At 63.9% G+C, this 22,455-nt stretch carries 11 protein-coding genes and 2 pseudogenes; 6 read left to right on the forward strand and 7 right to left on the reverse strand.

Annotated elements, in window-relative coordinates:
• Positions 1–171: 171 nt before the first annotated feature.
• From M3O59_RS00510 to M3O59_RS00535, 6 genes and pseudogenes are all read left to right on the forward strand, one after another.
• Positions 172–4,035, forward strand: a complete 3,864-nt coding sequence (locus tag M3O59_RS00510) for a LamG-like jellyroll fold domain-containing protein (RefSeq protein WP_181920622.1) — start codon at positions 172–174, stop codon at positions 4,033–4,035.
• Positions 4,036–4,472: 437 nt separating this feature from the next.
• Positions 4,473–5,315, forward strand: a complete 843-nt coding sequence (locus M3O59_RS00515; protein ID WP_147308540.1) for a hypothetical protein — start codon at positions 4,473–4,475, stop codon at positions 5,313–5,315.
• 293 nt (positions 5,316–5,608) lie between these two features.
• Positions 5,609–6,823, forward strand: a complete 1,215-nt coding sequence (locus tag M3O59_RS00520) for an IS4 family transposase (protein WP_249054692.1) — start codon at positions 5,609–5,611, stop codon at positions 6,821–6,823.
• Positions 6,824–7,033: 210 nt separating this feature from the next.
• Positions 7,034–7,996, forward strand: a pseudogene (locus M3O59_RS00525) (IS1595 family transposase).
• A gap of 26 nt (positions 7,997–8,022) precedes the next feature.
• A pseudogene (locus M3O59_RS00530) lies at positions 8,023–8,238 on the forward strand (hypothetical protein); the annotation flags it as partial.
• 640 nt (positions 8,239–8,878) lie between these two features.
• Positions 8,879–9,235 carry a bleomycin resistance protein gene (locus M3O59_RS00535; RefSeq protein WP_116907057.1) on the forward strand — a complete coding sequence of 119 codons (357 nt, stop codon included), beginning with the start codon at positions 8,879–8,881 and terminating at the stop codon, positions 9,233–9,235.
• Positions 9,236–9,510: 275 nt separating this feature from the next.
• Here M3O59_RS00535 and M3O59_RS00540 read toward each other — a convergent pair whose 3' ends face one another.
• The 7 genes from M3O59_RS00540 to M3O59_RS00570 all read right to left on the reverse strand — a co-directional run bounded on the left by M3O59_RS00540 (position 9,511) and on the right by M3O59_RS00570 (position 22,362).
• Positions 9,511–10,869, reverse strand: a complete 1,359-nt coding sequence (locus tag M3O59_RS00540) for an IS5 family transposase (RefSeq protein WP_330462196.1) — start codon at positions 10,867–10,869, stop codon at positions 9,511–9,513.
• Positions 10,870–10,974: 105 nt separating this feature from the next.
• A complete protein-coding gene (locus tag M3O59_RS00545) occupies positions 10,975–12,438 on the reverse strand; it encodes a mannitol dehydrogenase family protein (protein WP_116906798.1) in 1,464 nt (487 codons plus the stop codon).
• Between the two features lie 109 nt (positions 12,439–12,547).
• The gene (locus M3O59_RS00550) at positions 12,548–15,223 is read right to left on the reverse strand and encodes a glycoside hydrolase family 3 protein (protein ID WP_116906797.1); all 2,676 of its coding nucleotides are present in this window, start codon (positions 15,221–15,223) and stop codon (positions 12,548–12,550) included.
• 2 nt (positions 15,224–15,225) lie between these two features.
• Positions 15,226–16,920 carry a glycoside hydrolase family 43 protein gene (locus M3O59_RS00555; RefSeq protein ID WP_116906801.1) on the reverse strand — a complete coding sequence of 565 codons (1,695 nt, stop codon included), beginning with the start codon at positions 16,918–16,920 and terminating at the stop codon, positions 15,226–15,228.
• On the reverse strand, positions 16,920–18,179 hold the full coding sequence (gene manD / locus M3O59_RS00560) for a D-mannonate dehydratase ManD (protein WP_116906796.1): 1,260 nt from the start codon (positions 18,177–18,179) through the stop codon (positions 16,920–16,922). Before manD ends, M3O59_RS00555 begins: the two co-directional genes overlap by 1 nt.
• A gap of 11 nt (positions 18,180–18,190) precedes the next feature.
• On the reverse strand, positions 18,191–20,155 hold the full coding sequence (locus tag M3O59_RS00565; protein WP_116906795.1) for a sialate O-acetylesterase: 1,965 nt from the start codon (positions 20,153–20,155) through the stop codon (positions 18,191–18,193).
• Entirely contained in the window at positions 20,152–22,362 is a 2,211-nt protein-coding gene (locus tag M3O59_RS00570; protein ID WP_283161300.1) for an alpha-glucuronidase family glycosyl hydrolase, read from the reverse strand. Before M3O59_RS00570 ends, M3O59_RS00565 begins: the two co-directional genes overlap by 4 nt.
• Between the last annotated feature and the right edge of the window lie 93 nt (positions 22,363–22,455).

Genomic DNA, 22,455 nt, shown 5'->3' on the forward strand with positions numbered 1-22,455 from the left:
CACGCAGGCACCGCATGTACTCTCGTACGTGCCAGCCCGCTTGCTCGCCGCCAACCGTGCGCCGCGTGCCGCGTTGCGTTGGCATGGTGCAGTGTCTGTCGCCCATGCGGTGCGGCAGTGGTTTTGAAGAGTGGTTTTGAACCAGACGAGGTGCGTGTGCTGAAGGTTTGGATGGGTTTGTTGTGTTTGATTGCGCTGCCGGTGAGTGCGGCCACCTCCACGGCCCCGGAGCTGTTGTTCCGGGTTTCGGCCGATCGCAGCCTGGACGCGGACGTCGCCCGCGGCGATGGCGTGCCCAACTTCCGCGACAAGATCGCCCTGGTGCCCACCGGCAAGCGCGGCAACGCCATCGAATGGGCCGACGACGGCGTGCTGTCGTGGAATGCCCCCGGTAACCTCTACACCCAGCGCGGCACGCTCGGCTTCTTCTGGCGTTCGCGCTACCCGGTGGGCGAAGCGCCGTTCGTGATCTTCCGCGTCGGCTACGCCGACCACACCAGCTGGGACATGGCCTGGCTGCGCATCGACTGGAACGGCCACGGCTTCGATGCCTTCGTCACCGACGCCAACCTCGCGCGCACCCGCGTCTCGTTCAAGCTCGACAAACTCCCCAGCGCCAGCGACTGGACCCACATTGCGTTTGCCTGGGACGAAACCCAGGGCGTGCGCCTGTATGTCGATGGCAAGGAAGCCGCACGCGTGGACTGCGGTGCGCCTTGCACCAACGGCGGCGCGCTCGATTACGACACTGCGCTCGACCAGTTCGGCCTGGCCGGCCGCGTGATGTCGCCGCACCAGGTGCAGAGCCGCTACAACTTTTTGCGCGGCAGCGACTTCGATGAGATTCGCATCTACGACCGCATGCTCGATGGCGCAGGCGCCAGCGCGCTCGCCCGCCTGCAAGAACCCACCACCGCCGTCCCCGCCACCAGCGACGCGCAACACACCGCCTTCCTGCACCGCTACGGCTGGGACAACGGCCACGCACCGCCTGCACTCACCGCAGCGGTCACCGGCATCCGCAAGGTGGAATTCACCGACGCGCGCGATCTCAAGCAATGGATGTGGAAGGCCACCGACGGCATTGCCGAAACCACCTGGCCCGGCGTCTACAACCGCTCGCGCCTGCCCGGCCGCAACGATTATTTCCAGCTGCCGGACTGGAACACCTACGTCGAAGGCGGCAAGGCGCTGGACCTCACCCTGCCGGACGAGCCGGTCAACCGCATCGAACTGCGCGGCGCCGCCTACGGCCAGGCCAGCTACACCGCGCCTACTGCTGCCGGTGCAGGCACCGCGCAGGCGCAACCGCTGTTCGCACGCGCACAAGGCGTGGTGCGCAGCGTGGACCAGTTCCCCGAGCGCCGCGGCGGCACCCTGCGCTTTGCCAACACCGCGCAGGAAACCCCCATCCAGGAAATCTGGGCCTACAACGTGCAACCGGGCGATGTGCCCAAAGGCAGCGCGCAACTCAGCTACACCGTGCGCAGCGACATCCAGCCCGACTACGACAATCTCGCCGAACTGCGCGGCGTCATCGCCGGCCGCTACCCGCCGGGCGAGCGCCAGACCGTCATCGCGCTGCCCACCAAGGCGCCGGCGCGCAAGCGCCCCAGCGACAAGACTGCAGCAAGCGCGCAGCAGCCCATCGTGCACATCCTGGTGCCGTCCAGCCTGGGCAACCCGCCGCCGGACCAGGCGCTGATGCGCAGCTGGTCCTACGGCTGGGAAAACATGCACGACGGCCTGGACGGCATCGCCATCACCCTGCCGGCGCTCAACCTGCCGGCCACCCACAACGGCAGCATCCCGCTCAACATCCGCATCAAGGACCCCATCTGGCCCGCACGCGACATGATCGATGTCTCGGTGGCCGTCGCTCCCGGCCAGGCCCGCACGCTGTGGCTGGACCTGCGCGACAGAATCCTCAGCAACGACAGCCTGATGCTCAGCATCGCCGCCGCCGCGCCCGGCTTTAACGCCAACGCGCTCGACGGCACCCAGCTACAGCTGGTGTTCAAGCCGCGCAATGAGGCCATTAAGGAGCACGTCGCCGACCGCTTCAACCAGGTCAAGGACAACTGGGGCTTTCTGGTGGAAGAACACACCACCTCCAAGCGCCAACTGCTCTACAAGCGCCTGGATGCAGACACCACCGACCTGCTGCGCGTCGACCCGGACCACGCCCTCGGCCGCCAGTACTGGAACGACATCAGCTACGCCAACCAGGGCGAGTTGCCTGTGGACATGCCCGCCGCGCCCAAGGGCGTGCCCGCCTGGGCGTTCTGGCAGCTGCAAGACCTCAGCGCCACCCGCCGCTACATCCGCTGGTGGATCGAGCAGCGCCAGGTGGCCTACGGCGATTTCGGCGGCGGCATCTCGGATGATTCGGACCTGGTGCAGCAATGGCCCGGTGTCGCGCTGATGGGCGTGGACCCGGACATGCTCAACGCCTCCATGCTGGCACTGTCGGAGGCCAACTACCGCAACGGCATGTTCACCAACGGCCTGTCCACCATCGAAACCGACGAGCTGCATGCCTATGAAGAGGGCATCAACCTCAACAGCGCCCTGCTGTACCTCAACTGGGGCGACCCGCGCACCGTCGAGCGCCTGATGCAAACCGTCAAAGCCTTCGACACCATCATCCAGGCCAACCCGCAAGGCCACCTGCTGTTTGCCAGCAACTGGTTCGGCGGCCGCAAAGTCTACCGCGAGCCCAACTGGCAATGGCAAAAGCCGTACTCCTTTCCCATCGTGCACCCGGCCATCCTGCTGGGCGGCTATAACGCCGACCCCAACAGCCGCCGCATCGTCACCGGGTTAGCGGATGGCTATCTCGCCCATGCCTATACCAACGCCAAGGGCAACTGGGCCCTGCCCAACGAGATCAACTGGCAAACCGGCAAAACCCGCGGCGGCGAACTGTTCGAAGGCAGCGGCGGCGCCGACACCTTGCACACCTTCTGGGCCGCCTACCGCTTCACCGGCGATGCGCGTTATCTCAAACCCATCGACTACCGCGTCGCCAGCAGCGGCCCCAACGGATTATCCCTGCTCAACGAAAACTTCCTCGACGTCATGGGCAAGCGCAGCGACTGGAGCGGCAAGCTCATTGACGCCGCCAATAAGGACGACGGCAGCGCCCCGGACTTCCCGCACCATGTGGCCTGGGAGCAGACCGGCAACCTCGAGTATCTCGCCGCCATTTACCGCAGCGAGGCGCGGGAGAAACTGCAGAACTTCTACATGAACACCGAAGGCCACTGGTGGAGCGACCGCGTGGAATCCCCCACGGTCAACCTGCAGCGCGCACGCCTTGGCGGCGTGGCCCTCAAACGCAATCAAACCTACCCCGGCCACACCGTCAGCTGGCGCTTCAATAATCCAGAGGCCGCCACCCAAGTGGCCATCGCCATCCCCGCGCCCCGGCAAGACCGCTTCACCGTCATCGCCTACAACACCTCCAGTAAACCTCAGCGCGCCAGCATGACCGGCTGGAACGTCGCCCCAGGCCAATGGCGCATCACTCAAGGAGTGAGCAAAGGCAACGACGGCAAGCTCGACAGCGCAGCCAAGACGCAAGAGGTCGCTTTCGAAAAAAGCGCGGCCATCGACATCGACTTCCCCGCAGGCCGCACCACCGTCCTGCAGCTCGAACGCATTGCAGAAAGCGGCCCAGTCGAACTACGCCCGGACCTGGGGATTGGTCATGGCGATGTGCGCGTGACCGCAGACGCCATCGAAGTGACCGTGCACAGCCTTGGCCATGTCGATGCACCGGCCGGGTCTGTGGTGCTGGAGGATGCGCGTGGCAAAGAGCTGGCGCGGGCGGCGTTTCCGGCACTTGCCGCACCACACAATCTGCAGCCAATCACCACGCAGGTACGCCTGCCACTAACCAACGCGGCAAATCTAAAAACCGCGCAGGTGCGTGTGGTGACCGAAAGCAACGCGCCAGAGATTACCGACCTCAACAATAATCTCGCTCTACCCACCCCAGCCAAGCCGGCAACCGCAGAAAACAGCCAATAACCCAACACACCAATCCCTTCTCCCGCACGCGGGAGAAGGTGCCCGAAGGGCGGATGAGGGCAAAGCCGACAAAACCAGCAATCACTCGCGCAAGCGCATTGACGCAACCCAAAAACTCGGCGAGGATCAAGTCACGCAGTATGTAATGCAGCCGCAAAGCCACACATTTCTTCAGGGGGGAAGAAACAATGTTGAGAAAGGCATGGAGCATCGTGGCACTGACTGTGGCCGCGCTAGGGATGCGGCATAACACCTGGCGTCAGAGGGACATAGCTTAAAAGAGGTGAGCTTCAAGCGCTCGTGGCGATCTACCATTCCCAGAGAGTCGGCGAGTATCACGTTATGCCGCGCTGAGGCCGTCCAATAGTGGTTAGATCAATTCATTGGAGCTATATGGCTACTGCCGAGAGAAAAGCCACAACCACTGAGCTGCCCGTTTGCTTCTTGATCATGCCAATCGCGGATCCAGATGGGTAAAAAAAAGCCACTTCACGCGCGTCTACGAGGACGTATTCAAGCCTGCATGCCAAAAATCGGGATATCAACCCGTAAGGGCAGATGAGGTTAAGCAGACGAACCTCATTCATCTCGATATTCTGCAAAAGCTAATTGAGTCGCCCATGGCTGTTTGCGACTTGAGCTCGCGTAATCCAAATGTTCTCTTCGAACTAGGTTTGCGCCAGGCATTCGACATGCCGACAGTCTTGGTGCAGGAAATCGGCACACCGAAGATTTTCGATATCGCGCCGCTGCGATATACGGAGTACCGCAGCCAGCTCGGCTACCGGGATGTGCTGGAAGACCAAGAGCAGATCGCCGAAACGATCCGGTCGACCGCGACTGCGGCGAAATCTGGAAAGAGCGTTAACTCGATCGTGAAGATTCTTTCGCTTTCCCGTCCTGCCGCGCTTCAGGACGCATCAGAAAACGACATCGGTGAAGTACTGCAAATTGTTCGCGCCGAGATAAATGAACTCCGGTCGGAGTTTCGTCGGACAACTTCGCGAATGACGGGAGTGGCAGCCTCTGCCATCACTGGAATTCCAACTCCTAGAATCCGCAATTTCGAACCGGATATCGAGCAGGTCATGCATAGTCTCAAGCACGGCATGCCACCAGAGGTGGCGCTGGAAGAAATCAACAGGATCAAGAAGAACATTTTGCGTCGAATTGAGCCTGATGTAACAGGTAGTGTGCGAGATAAGGGCTATGACTACTTGATGAAATGCGAAGCAGCCGAAGCCGAGATCTATTCAAAGTTCGGCAGATCATCCGAATGATCTAATAATTCGTCCAAGCCGACGCCGCTTCGCGGCGCGGCCTAACTCGGATGTTAGATTTTTCCCAATCAACACAGGAAGTGTATAAGACAGGTCGGGTCCACTTGATAAGTCACCCCCCCCCTTGTTCCCTAATGAAGAACGGGGCCAGATTCACTGAAAAAGTCAACCTGACCCTGAGGTATCCCCACATTTCTTCCTGCAAGATCAAGCACTTGGTGTGTCAGGATGTGGAAGAAAGTGCGCGCATGGGGCACGCTTCAAGGTGACTAAGCCAAAGAAGAGTACCGACCATGCGCGCCAGCGAAGTATTGCAGAAGTGCTTGTCTAACTCACTCTCCGGGATGCATGCATTACGCCAACGCAGCTTGCTGCGCGCGGTTGAAGCGCTAGTGCATGGAGGTCGGCTGACGTTGATCGATATCGCACGCGCGTGGCCAGGCGCGACGCGGGTACGTGCGCCCCTCAAGGCATGCGACCGCCTGCTGTGCAATCGCGCGTTGTACGCCGAGCGATCCGTGATCGAGCGGGACATGGCGCATTGGCTGTTGCGCGGCACGCAGCCGACGATCGTGATCGATTGGAGCGATCTGAAGCCGGACAAATCGTGGTGCCTGCTGCGTGCAGCCGTCCCGATCGGTGGGCGCACGCTCACCTTGCTGGACATGGTGGTTCCGGGAAAGCAACAAGGCTCTCCTGGCGCGGAGAAGCGTTTCTTGCAGCAACTGCGCGCATTGATTCCAGACGATGTGCGTCCGATCCTGGTCACTGATGCCGGCTTCCGCACGCCATGGTTTCGTGCGGTGTCGGCGATGGGCTGGGATTGGGTCGGGCGACTGCGCGGACACACGCAGGTCAAGCCGCAAGACGTGCCCGATGATGCAACGCAATGGATCGATAGCCGACGCCTGCATGCGCTGGCGTCCAACCGTGCACACGAATTGCCACCGATGCAGGCCAATCGCAGCGATCCGCTCGATTGCCGCCTGGTGCTCTACGCCAAGACACCGCAGGGACGGCAGCAGCGCAATCGACGCTCACCCGCCAAGGTCTCGCGCGCATCATCGAGTTTGAAAGCAGCAGCACGTGAGCGCGAGCCATGGCTGATTGTTGCCTCCCCGCAGTTACAAGCACCCAGCGCGAAGCAATTGGTCAACCTGTATGCACGACGTATGCAGATCGAGCTGGCATTTCGTGATCTGAAGTCACATCGCTACGGCCAGGCGATGGAAGACAGCTTGACCCGACGCGGTGAGCGGCTGCAGATCCTGTTGTTGCTCAATACGCTGGCCACCTTCGCCAGTTGGCTGGCAGGACTGGGCTGCGAAGCCACCGGCATCGCGCAGTGGCTATCGCCGCGCAACAGTACCCGCAAGCTCTATTCGACACTGCGTGTCGGCCGCGAGGCGTTGGTCAGGCGCTGGCCGATGGAACCGGTCTCCCGCTGGCTAGAACGCTTACGCACACTGCCCGACGCAGTGCGCGAGCAGACGACGTTGGTGCTGTAAAACGTGGGGATACCTAAGATCCGGAAGCTATTTAAACGAAACGCGGGGCAGTAGTGGTATCTTCGAAAGATCTGTTGACGGTGCTGACTTGGAAAGATACATAAATTATCAAAAAGGTACCTGATTAGCCCCATCGCTCAGCCGGCAGTTGCAGGATTTGCGACAAGTCAGTTGGACAATGACCCCACGTGAAGACAGTAGGGGTGGGACATGGGTATCAACATCGTGCAGTTTCAGCCTGGATTGTCGATGAGCGAGTTCGTGGATGGCTACGGAACCGAAGCCAAGTGTTACCGGGCGTTGTATCGGTGGCGCTGGCCGACCGGATTTTGCTGCCCGCAGTGCGAGGGGCGCGCGCGTTCGCGCTTTCGACGTGATGGGCTGGTGTACTACCAATGCCGGGCGTGCCGGCATCAAACAACCCTGCGTGCCGGCACGCTGTTCCAGTCCAGCAAGCTGCCCTTGCGCTTGTGGATGCAGGCGATCTACCTGCTGACCTCCAGCAAGACCAACGTGGCAGCGCTGGAGTTGAAGCGGCATCTTGGCGTGAACTACAAGGCGGCCTGGCGCATGAAGCACAAGATCATGCAGGCGATGGTCGAGCGCGAAGAACCGCGAAAACTCAGCGGATTCGTGCAAATCGACGATGCGTATCTGGGTGGGGAACGCACCGGCGGCAAGCGCTGACGAGGGTCGGAGAACAAACAGCCGTTCGTGATCGCGGTGCAAGTGGACCACAACCACGAACATCCTATCTTCGCGGTGATCGAGCCGGTGAAAGCCTTTGACAACGCCTCGCTGAAGGACTGGATCGAACGACGTCTGGAGCCGGAATGCGAGGTCTACAGCGACGGGCTGGCGTGTTTCCGCCGTCTGGAGGAGGCCGGGCATGCCCACACCACCCTGGACACCGGCGGTGGCCGTGCCGCAACCGACGTCCAGGGGGCGCGTTGGTTGAATGTGGTGTTGGCCAACGTCAAACGTGCCATCAGCGGCACCTACCATGCGGTGCGCCAAGCCAAGTATGCGCGGCGCTACCTGGCCGAAGCGGCCTATCGATTCAACCGCAGGTTTCATCTGGAGCAAATGCTGCCGCGACTGGCGACGGCGCTGATGCGCTGCATGCCTTGCCCAGAGCGCGTTTTGCGCATGGCAAGCAACTTCCATGGCTGAGGGATGGGGCTAATCAGGAATTGTATAGAATGGCATCGGGACTGCTGTTTGCGGCCTGCCTGATCGGCATGGACACCTTTCGCGCCACCCGCTATCTAAAAAACGAAGCCGGGCACGAAGTGATCATCGACCAGGTGGGTGCAGCGTTCTACGTCTGGGAGCTGAGCTTTGTGGCCCTGCTGGTCCTTGTGCTGATGCGTCTTTCAGAAATGCGTAGCAGCAAGCAACCGCAAACGATTTGATCCGGCGGCCACCTGCCCGGTTTCTTGATGACGCCTGTGTCGACGAAGTTGCAACCCAAAGGGAATGTAGACATGTGGCGAACAAGGTGGAATCGCAAAATGATCTTCGTTCTGACGGCGGTGGTATTGCATGTCTCGCGTCGAATCCGAAACTTGCAGCGTTGGTGCTGGTGCTGGTCACGATTGGCATCGACGTGTTTGCTTACGTTGTTGGCAGGCCAGTGTGGCGCGGTAGTGATGGGAAGATTCGTGCCGGGCTGGCGCGAGGGTTGCATGCGGTGGGGCGGTCAGCTGTTGCGGGCGTTGGGCTATGCTTTTAGCGCCTATAGTTGCGGCTATTTGCGCCGGCTTGGTATGCCAGGCAATCCGGTTGTGCAGCGATTGTTGCCAGTGTACGCAGCTGGCGCTGTTCCGCTCTGCAGACTGCGGTCTGTTCAAGTGCGACTAACTAAGCGATTGCGTAACCGCCAGTACGTTGTGGCCGACGCATGGAGTTGGCATGTTGCAAGTGTACGGTCCGCCTATTAGCGTGCCGGCCACACGTGCCTCACGACTGCTCGCGAGGTTCGTCGCGACTCTGAAGCCCTGACATCTATTGAGGTTGGTGATGGAAGCCGGCATCAACACGAACGCGTAAACCATTCCAACAGTGCCCAGCCGCTCGATCGCGCAGACCGTGGCGTTCTATCGGCGGCTCGGCTTTGTCGGCGATGCGCATCCGCATGATGCGGGCTACGCAATCCTGCAACGTGGCGATGTGGAGCTACACTTCTTCGCGCATCCGAACCTGGATCCGGCTGCCTGCTATGCAGGCTGTTACATCCGCGTGGGCGATGCGGACGCCCTCCACGCAGCAATGAACGTCGCTACGCTGCCGGCGCTAGGCATTCCCCGGCTCGATCCGGTTGGCGACAAGCCCTGGGGCATGCGCGAATTCGCTATTGTGGATGAGAGCGGCAATCTGATTCGGATCGGGCAGGTGATCGCGTCTGGATGACGTTCGGTTGCGCCAGCAAAACAGATGCAATGCAGAAGCATTCATCGCAGCCCATTGGGTTGCAACGACCGACGAAACGATACGTCTTGTTGAGTGCACTCCGATCAACCCCGATGTGCTGTGGATGCCCGAACCACACAAGGCGCGCTGTAGACCGAAATCCGTCAGCGTTTTCACGCTGCACGTGACCTCTTTGCTTTGTCACCGAACATCGTTGACGGCATGGCCCTACGCGCCATGTAGCGAACCAAGTAGTCGCCCCTGAAAAACCCCCTTCAAGCACCAAAGGTCAGCGGCGACCGGTGCGCCAGGCTCAAGGATGCCCCTGCCATCGCCTGCAACCAGGCACGCAAAAAGGCGATCCAGCGCATCAGCCAGCGCAGGTTGTAGCCGGCGGCGCAGCCGAGCACGTGCAGTGCATCGCCTTGGGCACCCTTTAGATAACAGCGATTCAAGCGGCAGTCCTGTTTCAGATGTCCAATCACCGGCTCCACCGCTTGCCGGCGTTTGATCCAGCTCCATTGCCGTCGTGTCAGCGTCTTGGCCTTGCCGCGATGCAGGATCTGCACGCCATCTACCTCACGTCCGCGATACCCCAGGTCCACGATCGCTACCTGCGGGGTCACATTCACATCCTGCAGCAACCCACGCGTCTGCTCCAGCTGCTCGGCCAACGTATCGCCGTCGTAAGGATTGCCGGGAAAACTGCGCGCGCCCACGATCAAGCCTTTGCGCGCACTCACCGCAATGCCGACCTTGACGCCAAATTCGTAAGGTGTCCTCGCCTTGCCCTTGCTCATGCATTCCACTTCCGGCGCATGCAGGGCGTAGAGCTTTTGCTTGTCCTTGGGGCGTTGTGTCAACACCCGTTGTGCGCGTTCCAGCCAGACACTGATGCGCTCACGCACCAAGGGGTCCAGCTTGCGTTGCAGATCGCGTAATACGCGTCCCAGGAGCGTGCGTTGGCGTCGCAGCACCTTGTGCATGCGCTTGAACTGGCGCGCATGCGCATAGCGCCCGGCCTTGCGGCTCAAGACCGGGCCTTGCCGCGCATAGGTCTGTCGTAGTGCGATGCCGTGGCGCTTGGCCAGCAGCACCAGCTTCTTGCGCGCCACCTCCAGCAGCCGGCTGTCGGTGGGATGGGCGATCGCCTTTTCCTGCACGGTGGTGTCCACGATCACCCGCGACAACTCGCGTGCATCCACCGCCTTCATCGCATGCGCGGTGTTGATCGTGTGCGCCAATAGCTCTTCCATGCCCGCTTCGCCCAGACGCTGTCGCCAACGTGTCAGGGAACTGGGATCGCACGGCAAGCAGGTCTGGAATACCACCTCGCCGGTGAAGAACTGCCAGTACGGATTTTCCAGCCAGCGCGCGCATACGGCCTCGTCGGACAGGTCGTAGGCGTGCTTGAGGTAGAGCAGCCCGGCGATCAGACGCATCGGCAGGCCGGGCCGTCCGCCGCTGGCAGTTGTGGCCGGCAATCGTGGCGATAGCGCCTGCTCCAACACACTCCACGGCAGCCGATGGCTTAGTTGAACCAGTGGATGGCGCAGGTCGATCTGGTTTTCCAGACGCGAACGAAACAACTCATCGGCAGGTAAGTGATCGGCAGCGGGACGGCGTGTGCGCATGGGCGAAAACTGCCAGAAACCAGTGCGTACATTAACGAAAACTGGCAGTTCCAGCACGTCGAAAATGCGGGGAAAGCCCTGCAATGGATGTGGTTTGGGGGTTTTTCAGGGGCGACCAAGTAACTGCGCCACCTCATTCGGGGTCGCAGTGCCAAGGGTCGCGTAAGCCGTCTGCAGCGCCCCGCAGAAGCGCGGGTCTGCGGACAACGATCCGAACACGGCCTCCAGCGTCAGGAATACAGCAACGTCATGGCTTGCGTCGCCGATTGCGGTGCGTCCAAGTGCGCCGAGTGCATCGCGCAACGGGTCGACCAACGGCACGCCCTCGTGTGCCTGCCTGCGAATGAAGTGCAGCCACGCGGCAACCGGCAGGCATAGGCGCTGGATCGGTTGGCCGGCAGCGAGGGCATCGCCGATCGTGCCGAGCAGGCGTACCGGGAGCTTCTGCGAGCCGTCCCAGGCGATCTGGGCGAGCAGGTGGCGGATGGCGGGGTTGCGGAAGCGCGCCAGGATGGCGTCGCTGTAGTGCCGTGGGTCGAAGCCTGGCATCGGCTGCAGGGTGGGCGCGATGTCATCGCGCATCAGCGTCTCGACGAAAGCCGCAAGTTCAGGGTGACCCATGGCGTCGGCCACCGTCTCCAGGTTGAGCAGGCTGCCGAGATACGCCAGCGCGGAATGCGGCGCGTTGAGCAGGCGCAGCTTGGCGCGCGCATAGCCGGCGATGTCCTCGCTCAGGGTGACGCCTGCGCGTTCGAATGCAGGGCGGCCGTTGCAGAAACGATCTTCGATCACCCACTGGCTATAACGCTCGCGCTGGATCGGCCAGGCGTCGTGCACACCGAGCTGGTCTTGCACGTGCGCACGCAGCGCGTCATCGGTGGCGGGCGTGATGCTGTCCACCATCGAGCGCGGGAAGGCTGCGTGTTGCGCGATCCACTGCGCAAGCGCGCGGTCATTTTGTTCTGCGAGCCGCACCACGGCGCGCTGCAGCAGCGTGCCATTGTCGGCCAGGTTGTCGCAGCTGAGCGCAGTGAATGGCGCGGTGCCGTTGCGCATGCGCTGCTGCAGCCCGGCGACGAGGTAGCCGATGGCACTGCGCGGGGCTGCGGGGTGGGCGATGTCGTGGGCGATGTCGGGATGCGCCAGGTCCAGCGTGTCGCCGGCCAGGCAATAGCCTTTTTCGGTGACGGTGAGCGTGACCAGGCGCACTGCAGGGTCGGCCAGGCGTGCGAGCACAGCAGGTTGTTCGTCGGCCGCGCAGAGCAGCTCGCGGATGGCGCCGATGATGCGCAGCTGCGGGTGTTCATCGAGCAAGGCCAGGGTGTAAAGCCCATCTTGTGGACGCAGCGCATCGCGCACGCGCGGGCTATGCAAGGAGACGGCGCAGATGGCCCAGGTGGGGTCTTCGGCGAGTAGGTCGTCGATATAGACGGCCTGGTGGGCACGATGAAAGGCGCCTGCGCCCAGATGCACGATGCCGATGGTGGTGTGTTTTGGGGTGTAGCTTGGGGTGAGAACGGTGGTGGGTAGCTGAGCGAGTGCTGCGATGGAGAGCGTGGGGATTGGCATGGTTTTTTTTAATCGTGGGGTGCTGCGGGTTTGCTTGGTGGCCGTACCCTCACCCCAACCCCTCTCCCGGAGGGAGAGGGGCTTTTCACGGCGGCTTCTGGGGGCGCGATTACTTGTCGGTGACGGTGAAGCGTTGCTTGCTGCGGATGTCGCTGCTGGAGGCGCCGATCTGCACCTCATAGGCGCCCGGATCCACGGTGTACGCCTTGCGCTGGTCGTCATAGATGCGCAGCGCGTCCTGCGCCTTGACGGTGAAGCGCACCTGGCGTTGTTCGCCCGGCTGCAGGGTGATGCGTTGAAAGCCGCGTAGTTCCTTGATGGCGCGTTCGCGTTGTGGCTTCAGCGGCTGCAGATACAGTTGCACCACTTCGTCGCCTGCGCGTTGGCCGGTGTTCTTCAACGTGACCGTGGCCGTGAGCGTGCCGTCGGCAGCCGCGGTTTTGCGATCGAGCTGCACGGTGGAATAAGCAAACTGCGTATACGACAAGCCATGCCCGAATGGATACAGCGGCTTGTCGGCGAAGTAGCGATAGGTACGCCCGCGCATGGCGTAGTCGTCGAAGGCCGGCAGGCGCTCGTCTTCCTTGTAGAAGGTGATCGGCAGGCGGCCACCGGGGCTGGCCTGGCCGAACAGCACATCGCCCACCGCACTGCCGCCGCGCTGGCCGGGGTACCAGGCCAGCAGGATGGCGGGCACGTGTTGCTGGGCCCAGTCGATGGCCAGCGCCGAGCCGGTGGTCAGCACCACCACCACCGGCGTGCCGGTGGCCTGCAGCGCCTGCAGCAGCTCGCGCTGCGGCTTGGGCAAGCGCGTGTCGGTGCGGTCGCCACCGGCAAAGCCGGGGTAATTGACGTCCATTTCTTCGCCCTCGACATCGCCGGTGAGGCCGCCGACGAACACCACCACCTCGGCATCGCGCGCGGCGTCCACCGCTTCCTGCAGCGGCGGTGTGGCGCCGGGCATGCGCCAGGCCAGGCGCACCCCGGCATCGCGGGTGGCTTCGTAATACTCCACACGCAGGTCGTAGGCTTTGCCGCCCTCCAGCGCCACGCTGGCATTGCCGCCGCGCATGCGTGGTGCATCGCTCCATTGATCGATGAGCAACTTACCGTCCAGGTACAAGCGCACGCCATCGTCGGCGGCAATCTGCAGGTCGTACGTGCCCGAAACCGGCGGCAGCAACTGGCCATGCCAGCGCACGCTGAAATCGTCCTTGCCAAGCGCGCGGTCGGGCTGCAGTTCGCCACGGCCAACCGCATCGTCGGTGGGCGCGTTGCGGTCCCAGCGGAAGGCGATGCGCGGGTCGATACGGGTCAGCACCGGCCGGCCGGCCAGGGCGCGGCCATTGAAATAGTCGCCGGTCAGGCCGTTCTGCGTGGCACCGGTCGCCGGGCGCAAATAGCGCGATTCGATCGGTGCGGCAACGTTGGGGTCTTCGCGTCCTTCCACCAGATCGCTGCCGCGCGCATAGACCACCTGCGCCTGCGGTGCGGCATCGCGGATGCCTTGCAGGATGGTGACCGGTGCAGCGGGCGTGCCGTAGTAGTTACCCAGCAGCGACATCGGGTCGTCGGCGGTGGGGCCGACCACGGCAATGCGCTTGAGCGTGGGTTTGAGCGGCAACACGCCGTCGTTTTTCAGCAACACCAGCGATTCGCGCGCAGTGCGGCGCGCCAATGCGTCGTGTTGCGGCGATTGATTCGCCGATGCGGGAATCTGCGCCCACGGCACGCTGGCCGGCGGGTCGAACATGCCTAGGCGCATGCGCGTGGTCATCAGGCGCTTGAGCGAGGTATCGATGCTGGCCTCGTCGATCAAGCCGGCACGCACCGCCGCCGGCAACGCGGCGTAGGTGTCGCCGCAATCCAGGTCGGTGCCGTGCTTGACGCCGAGTGCGGCCGCCGCTTCGGGCGTGGGCACGATCTTGTGGTTCTGCCAGATATCGCGGATTGCCGCGCAGTCGCTGACGATATAGCCATCGAAGCCCCAATCGCGGCGCAGGATGCCTTCCAACCGCGTGCTGGCCGAGGCGGATTCGCCATTGACGCGGTTATAGGCGCCCATCACCGCAGCAACCTTGCCCTCCTGTACCAGGGCCTGAAACGCCGGCAGATAGGTCTCGTAGAGATCACGCTCGCTGGGGTGTACATCGAAGTGATGGCGGTCTGCCTCCGGGCCGCTGTGCACGGCGAAGTGCTTGGCGGTGGCATCGAGCTTGCGGTACGGCCACTGCTGCGCCTGCAGGCCCTGCACGAAGGTCACGCCCATGCGTGCGGTGAGAAACGGGTCTTCGCCGTAGGTTTCCTGCCCGCGGCCCCAGCGCGGGTCGCGGAAGATGTTGATGTTCGGCGACCAGAACGTGAGCCCCTGATAGCGCTTGTGTTCGCCGCGCGCCAGAAATGCATGATGCTTGGCGCGCGCTTCGTCGCCGATGGCGGTGGCCACCTCGGCCATCAACGGGGTGTCGAAGGTGGCCGCCAGCCCGATCGCCTGCGGAAACACCGTGGCACCGCCGGCACGCGCCACGCCGTGCAGCGCTTCGTTCCACCAATCGTAGGCCGGCACCTGCAGGCGCGCGATGGCGGGCGCGGCGTTCTGCATCTGCGCGGCTTTTTCTTCCAGCGTCATGCGCGCCACCAGATCGGCGGCGCGCGCGTCGAAGCTGCGTTGCGTGTCCAGGTACGGCGGTGGTGTGGCGGCCTGGGGAGCGCCTGTGGCGCACGCCAGTACCAGCAGGACGCCGTGCGCAAGCGAGCGGAAACGGGCGGGCGGGTAGGAGGGCATGGTCAGTCCTGTTGGCGGTCGGTGTGCGTTTTGGCGAACGGCCCGATCATGCTGCCGACGAAGCCGCCCGCCTGTTCGGTACTGAGAAAGCCGGCATCGTCGTTGCGGCGGAGCGATTGCCAGCCGCGGCCATCGGCGTCGAAGGCGAAGCTGTACGCGCCGCCATCGCCGCTGATCTGCAGGCGCAGCTGTGCGGTTGCCGGAATGCGGGCCTGTGCAAGCGTGGTGGTGGTGGCGCCATCGCGCTTGTCCAGGAACACCCGCAGCGCATCGCCATCGCGACGCACGCCGAGTGCATACCACGCGTTGGAATGTTGAAACGCGGCCAGCCCCGCACTGACGCCTGCCCGCACGGGCACATCCAGCGCCGTGCTTGCCGTAAAGCGCGTGTGTTGCTGGCGGCGTGCGAGGAAGGCCGGTGTGCCGGCGCTGTCCAGCCCCTGCGTGCCGGCATGCAGCGTCAGCCAGCCTGCACGCGTGCGCAGATCGGCCAGCTCACCCCTGGGCACGCGCACGCTCAGCCACTCGCGCTGCAGCGTGGCGTTGTCGAAGTCGTCATGCCAGGTGAAGTTGCCCGACAACGGCGCCTGCGTGACACGCGCTGTTTTCGCCCCGGTGGGCGCCTTGGCGATGTAGGGAATCGGCTGGCCCGCCGACAAGATCGACGGCCAGCCATCGCGCCACTGCACCGGCAGCAAAAACGTTTCGCGCCCGGTGTTGTAGCGATCGCCAGCGTATGGGCGGCTGGCCAAAAACACCGCCCACCACTGCCCATCGGGCGTGTCCACCAGGTCCACGTGGCCGGCATTGCTGATCGGGTGCGCACGCGCGGCCGGCAGATCGCGTTGGGTCAGGATGGGGTTGTTCGGTGCGGGCGCATACGGCCCCCACACGTTGCGGCTACGCAACACCACCTGTGAGTGCTGCGGCCCGGTGCCGCCCTCGGCGCAGGAAAGGTAGTACCACCCGTCGCGTTGATACAGGTGCGGTCCCTCGATCCAGATCGGCTTGCTGGCCAGATCCACACCGCCATTGAGCAGCACCTTGCGCGGGCCAACCGGTTGCTTGGTGGCGAGGTCGAAACGCTGCATCCAGATCGCACGATGGCCTTCGTACAACGGCGTGCCTTGCGGTGGGCCGTTGTTGAGCAGATACGCGCTGCCATCGGTGTCGAAGAACAAGGACGGGTCGATCCCATCGATGCTGGGCAGCCAGGTCAACGCCGACCACGGGCCCGCCGGGTCGCTGGCACTGGCGATGAAATTGCCCCCGCTATCGACCGAGGTGCCCACCACGTAAAAGCGCCCGGCGTGATGGCGGATGCTGGCGGCGAACATGCCGCGCGACACGCCCAGCCCGTCGTAATCCAGTTGCTCGCGGCGCTCGACCACATTGCCAATCTGCGTCCAGTGCACAAGATCTGTGCTCTCGAACACCGGAATCGCCGGGAAGTACGCAAACGTCGAATTGACCAGGTAATAGCGCTCGCCGACGCGGGTGATGCTGGGGTCCGGATAGAAGCCAGCCAGCACCGGATTGCGGTAATGGCCGGCCGGCAGCGGCGTGGCGAACACCGCATCGTCGCCGCGGTAGTCGAACCAATCGAAGGCGACATCGGCAGACGCTGGCGCCTGCGCACGTGCAGGCGCCGCCAAGGCCATCAGCACTGCCCCCCAGATCGCAGGAAGCGGGCGCATCACCAGTCCCACATCGCGCCGTCTTCCAGCCGCGCCACCGGCAACTGTTTGGGCACATACGGATACTTGGCTGCCAGCTCCTCGTCGATGTCCACGCCATGCCCGGGGGTTTCGCCGCAGTGCAAGCGCCCGTCGCGAAATACGTAGTCGTGCGGGAACACTGCGTTGGCTTCGTCGGAATGGAACATGTATTCCTGGATGCCGAAGTTGGGCACCCAGGTGTCGAAGTGCAACGCCGCGCCCATGCACACCGGCGACAGATCGGTGGCGCCGTGGAAGCCGGTACGCACCTGGTGCAGCGCGGCGAAATCGGCAAGCCGGCGCACGTGGGTGATGCCGCCGGCATGCACAATGGTGGTGCGGATGTAGTCGATCAGTTGCTGCTCGATCAGGTGCTTGCAGTCCCAGATCGAGTTGAACACCTCGCCCACTGCCAGCGGTGTCACGGTGTGCTGGCGAATGATCTCGAATGCGCGCTGGTTTTCCGCCGGGGTGGCGTCTTCCAGCCAGAACAACCGGTATGGCTCCAGGTCGCGGCCCAGGCGCGCGGCTTCGATCGGGGTGAGCCGGTGGTGCGCATCGTGCAGCAGCTCGATCTCGTCGCCGTGATCGCTGCGCAATTGTTCGAACAACTTGGGCACCACACCGAGATAGCGCGGCGTGGACCACACGGTTTCGGTGGGCAGCTCGCTTTCGGCCGGCTCGTAGGGCTTGCCACCGACAGAAATGCCGTAGGTCTTCTTGATGCCGGGCACGCCGCATTGCGCGCGAATGGCGATAAAACCCATCTCGCGGAAGCGGCCCACCTCATCGCTGGTTTCGGCGATATCGCGGCCATTGGCGTGGCCGTACACCAGCGCGCCTTCGCGCGAGCGCCCGCCAAGCAATTGATACAGCGGCATGCCGGCCATCTTGCCCAGGATGTCCCACAACGCCACATCCACCGCGGCAATCGCGCTCATCGTCACCGGCCCGCGCCGCCAGTACGCACCGCGGTAGAAGAACTGCCAGATGTCCTCGATGCGCCCGGCATCGCGGCCGATCAGGTTGGGCACCAGGTGTTCCTGCAGGTACGCCGCCACCGCCAATTCGCGCCCGTTGAGCGTGGCATCGCCCAGCCCGGTGATGCCCGAGCGCGTGCGGATCTTCAAGGTGACGAAATTGCGCCCGGGGCAGCTGACGATGACGCGCGCCTCGACGATCTCGCGGTCGCGGGCAGAACCTTGCAGCGGTGCAGGGGAGTCGGGAGTCTGTGACATCGTGATCTCGCTCAGGGGGAAGGGGTTGCGGTGATGGGACGTTCGAAGGGGCCGGCCGGCAGGCCGCTGCGGTCGTACAGCGTGCACACCGGGCTGTCGGCCCAGCAGTAGCGCACGCGGGTGGCCTGCAGGCCGGCGGGAACATGCAGCTGGATCTCGCGCCCGGACAGCGTGGCGCTGGCATAGCGGCAGGTGCCGGCAGCCTCGCCGCATAGCTCAAAGCCGATCGGCGCGTCGGCGCCATAACTCAGCAGCGTGGTGTCGACAGCGTCGAAGCCGATGCGCACGTCCTCGCCCGCACGATGGGCACTGCGCGGCACCGGGCCGGACGGCGCAATCGCCTCGCCATACACCACATGCCGCGCTGCACGCGCCAGGCGCCGGCCCAGCTCCTGCTTGTTGGCCGGATGGATGTCGTAGCGGTCGCCGATATCGATCGCCACCGCCAAGCCGGCGTGTGCATCGTCGGCAACGAAGCGCCGTTGCGCCTCGCGCAATTGCGCCCAGCCGCTTTCGGCCGGTTGGGTGGGCGGGGTGCCGTAATTGGCCAGCTGCACTACCAGCAGCGGCAATTGCGCACCGAAGCGCTGTCGCCAGTCGCGCTGCCATGCGTTGAGCAAGGCCGGGTAATGTGCCGCATCGCCGGCATTGGATTCGCCCTGGTACCACAGCACCCCACGCAGGCCCAGCTGCCCCAGTGGCGCGATCATGCCGTTGTACAAGGTGGTGAGCCCGGCAGCCGACGACCACGGCGCCCGCGGTGGCGAGCCCACTGCCTGCGGCACGATGCGGTATTGCCAGGGCGCGTCCAGCGCCACTGTGCTGCCATCGGCAAACTGCAGTGCGCGCGATTGCGCATCGCCCAGCAAGCCACCGCGCCGATAGGTATTGAGCACATTGAGCACGACGCTGTTGCGCCCGGCATGCAACCGCCCGCGCGGCAGTGTGTAGCGACGCGGCTGGTCCGCACCGTAGCTGCTGCCCACGCCGCGCCCGTTGACCCAGGTCTGGTCCAGCTCGTCCACCGGGCCCAGTAACAACGTGGCGTCCTGGGCGGCCTGTGCCGGTGTCAGCTCGATGCTGGTGCGGTACCACACCATGCCGTTGAAGCCGACCAGCTGCGGCACGCCCCAGTCGTCCCATGCGCCCAGTGCCGGCGGCGCGTTCTGCCAGTCGCCGGGCGCATCCGGCTGCCACGGTTCGCCTTCGCCATGCGCATGCCACCAGGCTTCCCACAGCGCGGCCCACTGCGGCGCGGCAGCCACCGGGTCGGTTGCGTAACGTGCCAGCACGTCCAGTGCCGGACCATCGTCGCCGGCCGCACGCAATGGCGCGTCGCCGATCCAGGCCTGCAGCTGCGAGCCGCCCCACGAGGCGTTGATCAAGCCCATCGGCACATCGACACGCTTCTGCAACTCACGCGCGAAGTAGTAACACGCGGCCGAAAACTCTTTCACTGTCTCCGGCGTGGTGCGCTGCCACGTTGCAACGCCACCGAAGCCACGTTGCGGGGTGGGGCTGGATTGCGCCGGCACCTTGAACATGCGGATGTTGGGGTGGTCGGCGTCGGCAATCTCGCTGCGCGCATCCAGCGTGCGATGCACCTGCAGCTCCATGTTCGATTGCCCCGAACACAGCCATACATCGCCGATCAAAATATCGTCGACCTGTTGCACCACCCCGTTGGCAGTGCTGGCCTTCAGGCGGTACGGGCCGCCGGCCGCATGCGCGGGCAGGCGCGCCTGCCAATGCCCTTGCCGGTCTGCGCGAACCTGCATCTGCGCCGTCTCCAGTTGCACCGTGACACGCGCGCCCGGCGCCGCATCGCCCCACAGGCGGATCGGCGCATCGCGCTGCAGTACCGCATGGTCCTGGAAAACGGGATGCAGCAGCGATGCATCTGCAGCGCTTCCCAGTTGCGGCAGCAGCAACGCCGATAACGCGGCGATCAACACGTTCAGCCGGCATGCGCTCACTTCGGATTCCCCGGTGCGTACGGAAATGTCAGTGCCTGGTAATACGCCAACGGATGCGCTGGCGGTGCCACGCCGGCAGGCAGCGGGCGCCCGGACACGCTCTGAAAATAAGCAATGCTGGCATCACGCCACCACTGCGCCTCGCGCTGCTGGATCGCCAGGAAAGCGTCCACTTGTTGGTAGCGCGGCGCATCGATCTTGCCGGACAGGCCTTGCCAGGTGGTGCGCATCGCAGCCACCTCGCTCACACCGTGGTCGTACCGCCACACCAACTCGTCCCACAGCGGCCTGCCAGAGGCCATGCGATGGGTCCATGGCACATGATGGAACCACAGCAGCAGCTGCTCGGGCACGCGCTGCACAGCGCCGAACACGCGCGCCACTGGCGGCGCATATTGCGCCACGGCATTGCTGCCGCTGGCGCTGCGGTCGAAGCCAATCCCGTTGCGGTCGGCGCGGTGGTAATACACCGGGTCCCAGTCCGGGCGCTCGCTGCCTGCATCCCACGGCGCCGGGCCGTAATGGTGGCCGCGCGCCATCAGGTGATGCAGGCCGAGCGGGGTCATGTACTCCACCACCGCCTCGCGCGAGCGCAGCAGCATGCCGACCACCGGTTCGACCACCGCCGGCTCGTTGGAAAACGTCATGCGCGCCCAGTCCTGCGCAATCGCCTGTGGCGACAGTTGCGGGTCCCAGGCAAGCCGCCCATAGGCATGCCAATTGGCCTGGTCGAAGATCGAGCCGCTCCAGTTGCGGTCGGCGCCGATATTGGCCACGCCGGCAATGCCGGTCAGCCGTGTGCGTTTTGCATCGTTGAACAGGCTGCCATCCACCGTCTTCGCCACCGTCGAGCCCTTGCCGCGTGCATAGGTGTCGGCCTGCAAGGTTTCGGAAAACAGCGTGCCCAGGTAGGCCAGATGCGTGGAAAAGCCCAGGTATTCCTTGGTGATCTGGAACTCCGGCATCAGCGGTGTCCTGCGCATCGCGCCGAACAACGGGTGAAACGGCTCGCGTGGCTGGAAATCGATGGCGCCGTTTTTCACCTGCACGATCACGTTGCCGCGAAAGGCGCCATCCAGCGGCACGAATTCGCTGTACGCCTGTTTGGCGCGGTCGTCCGGCTGCTCATGCGAATAGACGAAGGCGCGCCACATCACCACCCCGCCATGCGGCGCCAGCGCATCGGCCAGCAGGTTTGCGCCATCGGCGTGGCTGCGTCCATAGTCCTGCGGGCCGGGCTGGCCTTCGGAATTGGCCTTGACCAGAAACCCGCCAAAATCGGGAATGCGCGCATAGATGGCGTCGGCGGTGTCGCGCCACCAGCGCTGCACTTGCGGGTCCAGTGGGTCGGCGGTTTTCAAACCACCGATCTCGATTGGCGCACTGAAGCGCGCACTGAGAAACACACGAATGCCATAGGGACGAAACACCTGTGCCAGTGCCGCAGCCTTGTCCAGATACTGCGGCGTCAAACTCCACGCCTTGGCATTGACGTTGTTGAGCACGGTTCCGTTGATGCCCAGCGAGGCATTGGCGCGCGCGTAGTCGGTGTAACGCGGATCCAGGTAGCCGGGCAGTGTCTGCCAGTTCCACAGCGAGGCGCCGGCATAACCACGTTCCACCACACCATCGAGATTGTCCCAATGATTGAGCATGCGCAGCTGCAGGCGCGGCGATTCGCGCAGATCCAATGCGGCAATCTGCTGGCCGGTCTGCAGCAGACGCAACAGGTGGAACGTGCCGTACAAAACACCGATATCGCTGCCGCCGACGATGACCGTGGCGCGCTTGCCATCCACACGGACACTGCGGATCAGATAGGCCTCGCGGCCCAACTGGCGGGTATCGAGCTGTAAGGCCGCAATCTGCGGCGCGCTGGCGGTGCCCAGCATCAGCGCGCCATCGCGCGTCACTGCGTCCACGCGTGGCGGTGTGCTTCCCACCAATCCCTGCAAGCCACGCTCCAGCTCATGGCGTGCCGCCTGCAGGGTGGGCGACTCACCAACGATGACCAATTCGCTTGCACTGTCGCGCAGTTGCCCGGCATTGGCCAGCGGTTGGTAGCGCAACCATAGGTCGTAGCCGTCCTCTGCACGCGCGCTGGCGGTGGCCAACAGCCCGCCGCACAGCAGCGCCAACCACATCAGCCACTGCAGCGGGAATGCACCGATCCAGGCACCCTGCCGTCTTATTCCAGCCCCGCTCATGCGGCCTGCCTCAGCGTTGCGCTTGCATGCAGGCGCGTATCGCCGCTCTGCCTGCTTCCCGGTACCATGGCTCGCACCGTCATGCCTGCACCC

The organism is Xanthomonas nasturtii, from assembly GCF_023337365.3.
GTDB classification, from domain to species: domain Bacteria; phylum Pseudomonadota; class Gammaproteobacteria; order Xanthomonadales; family Xanthomonadaceae; genus Xanthomonas; species Xanthomonas nasturtii.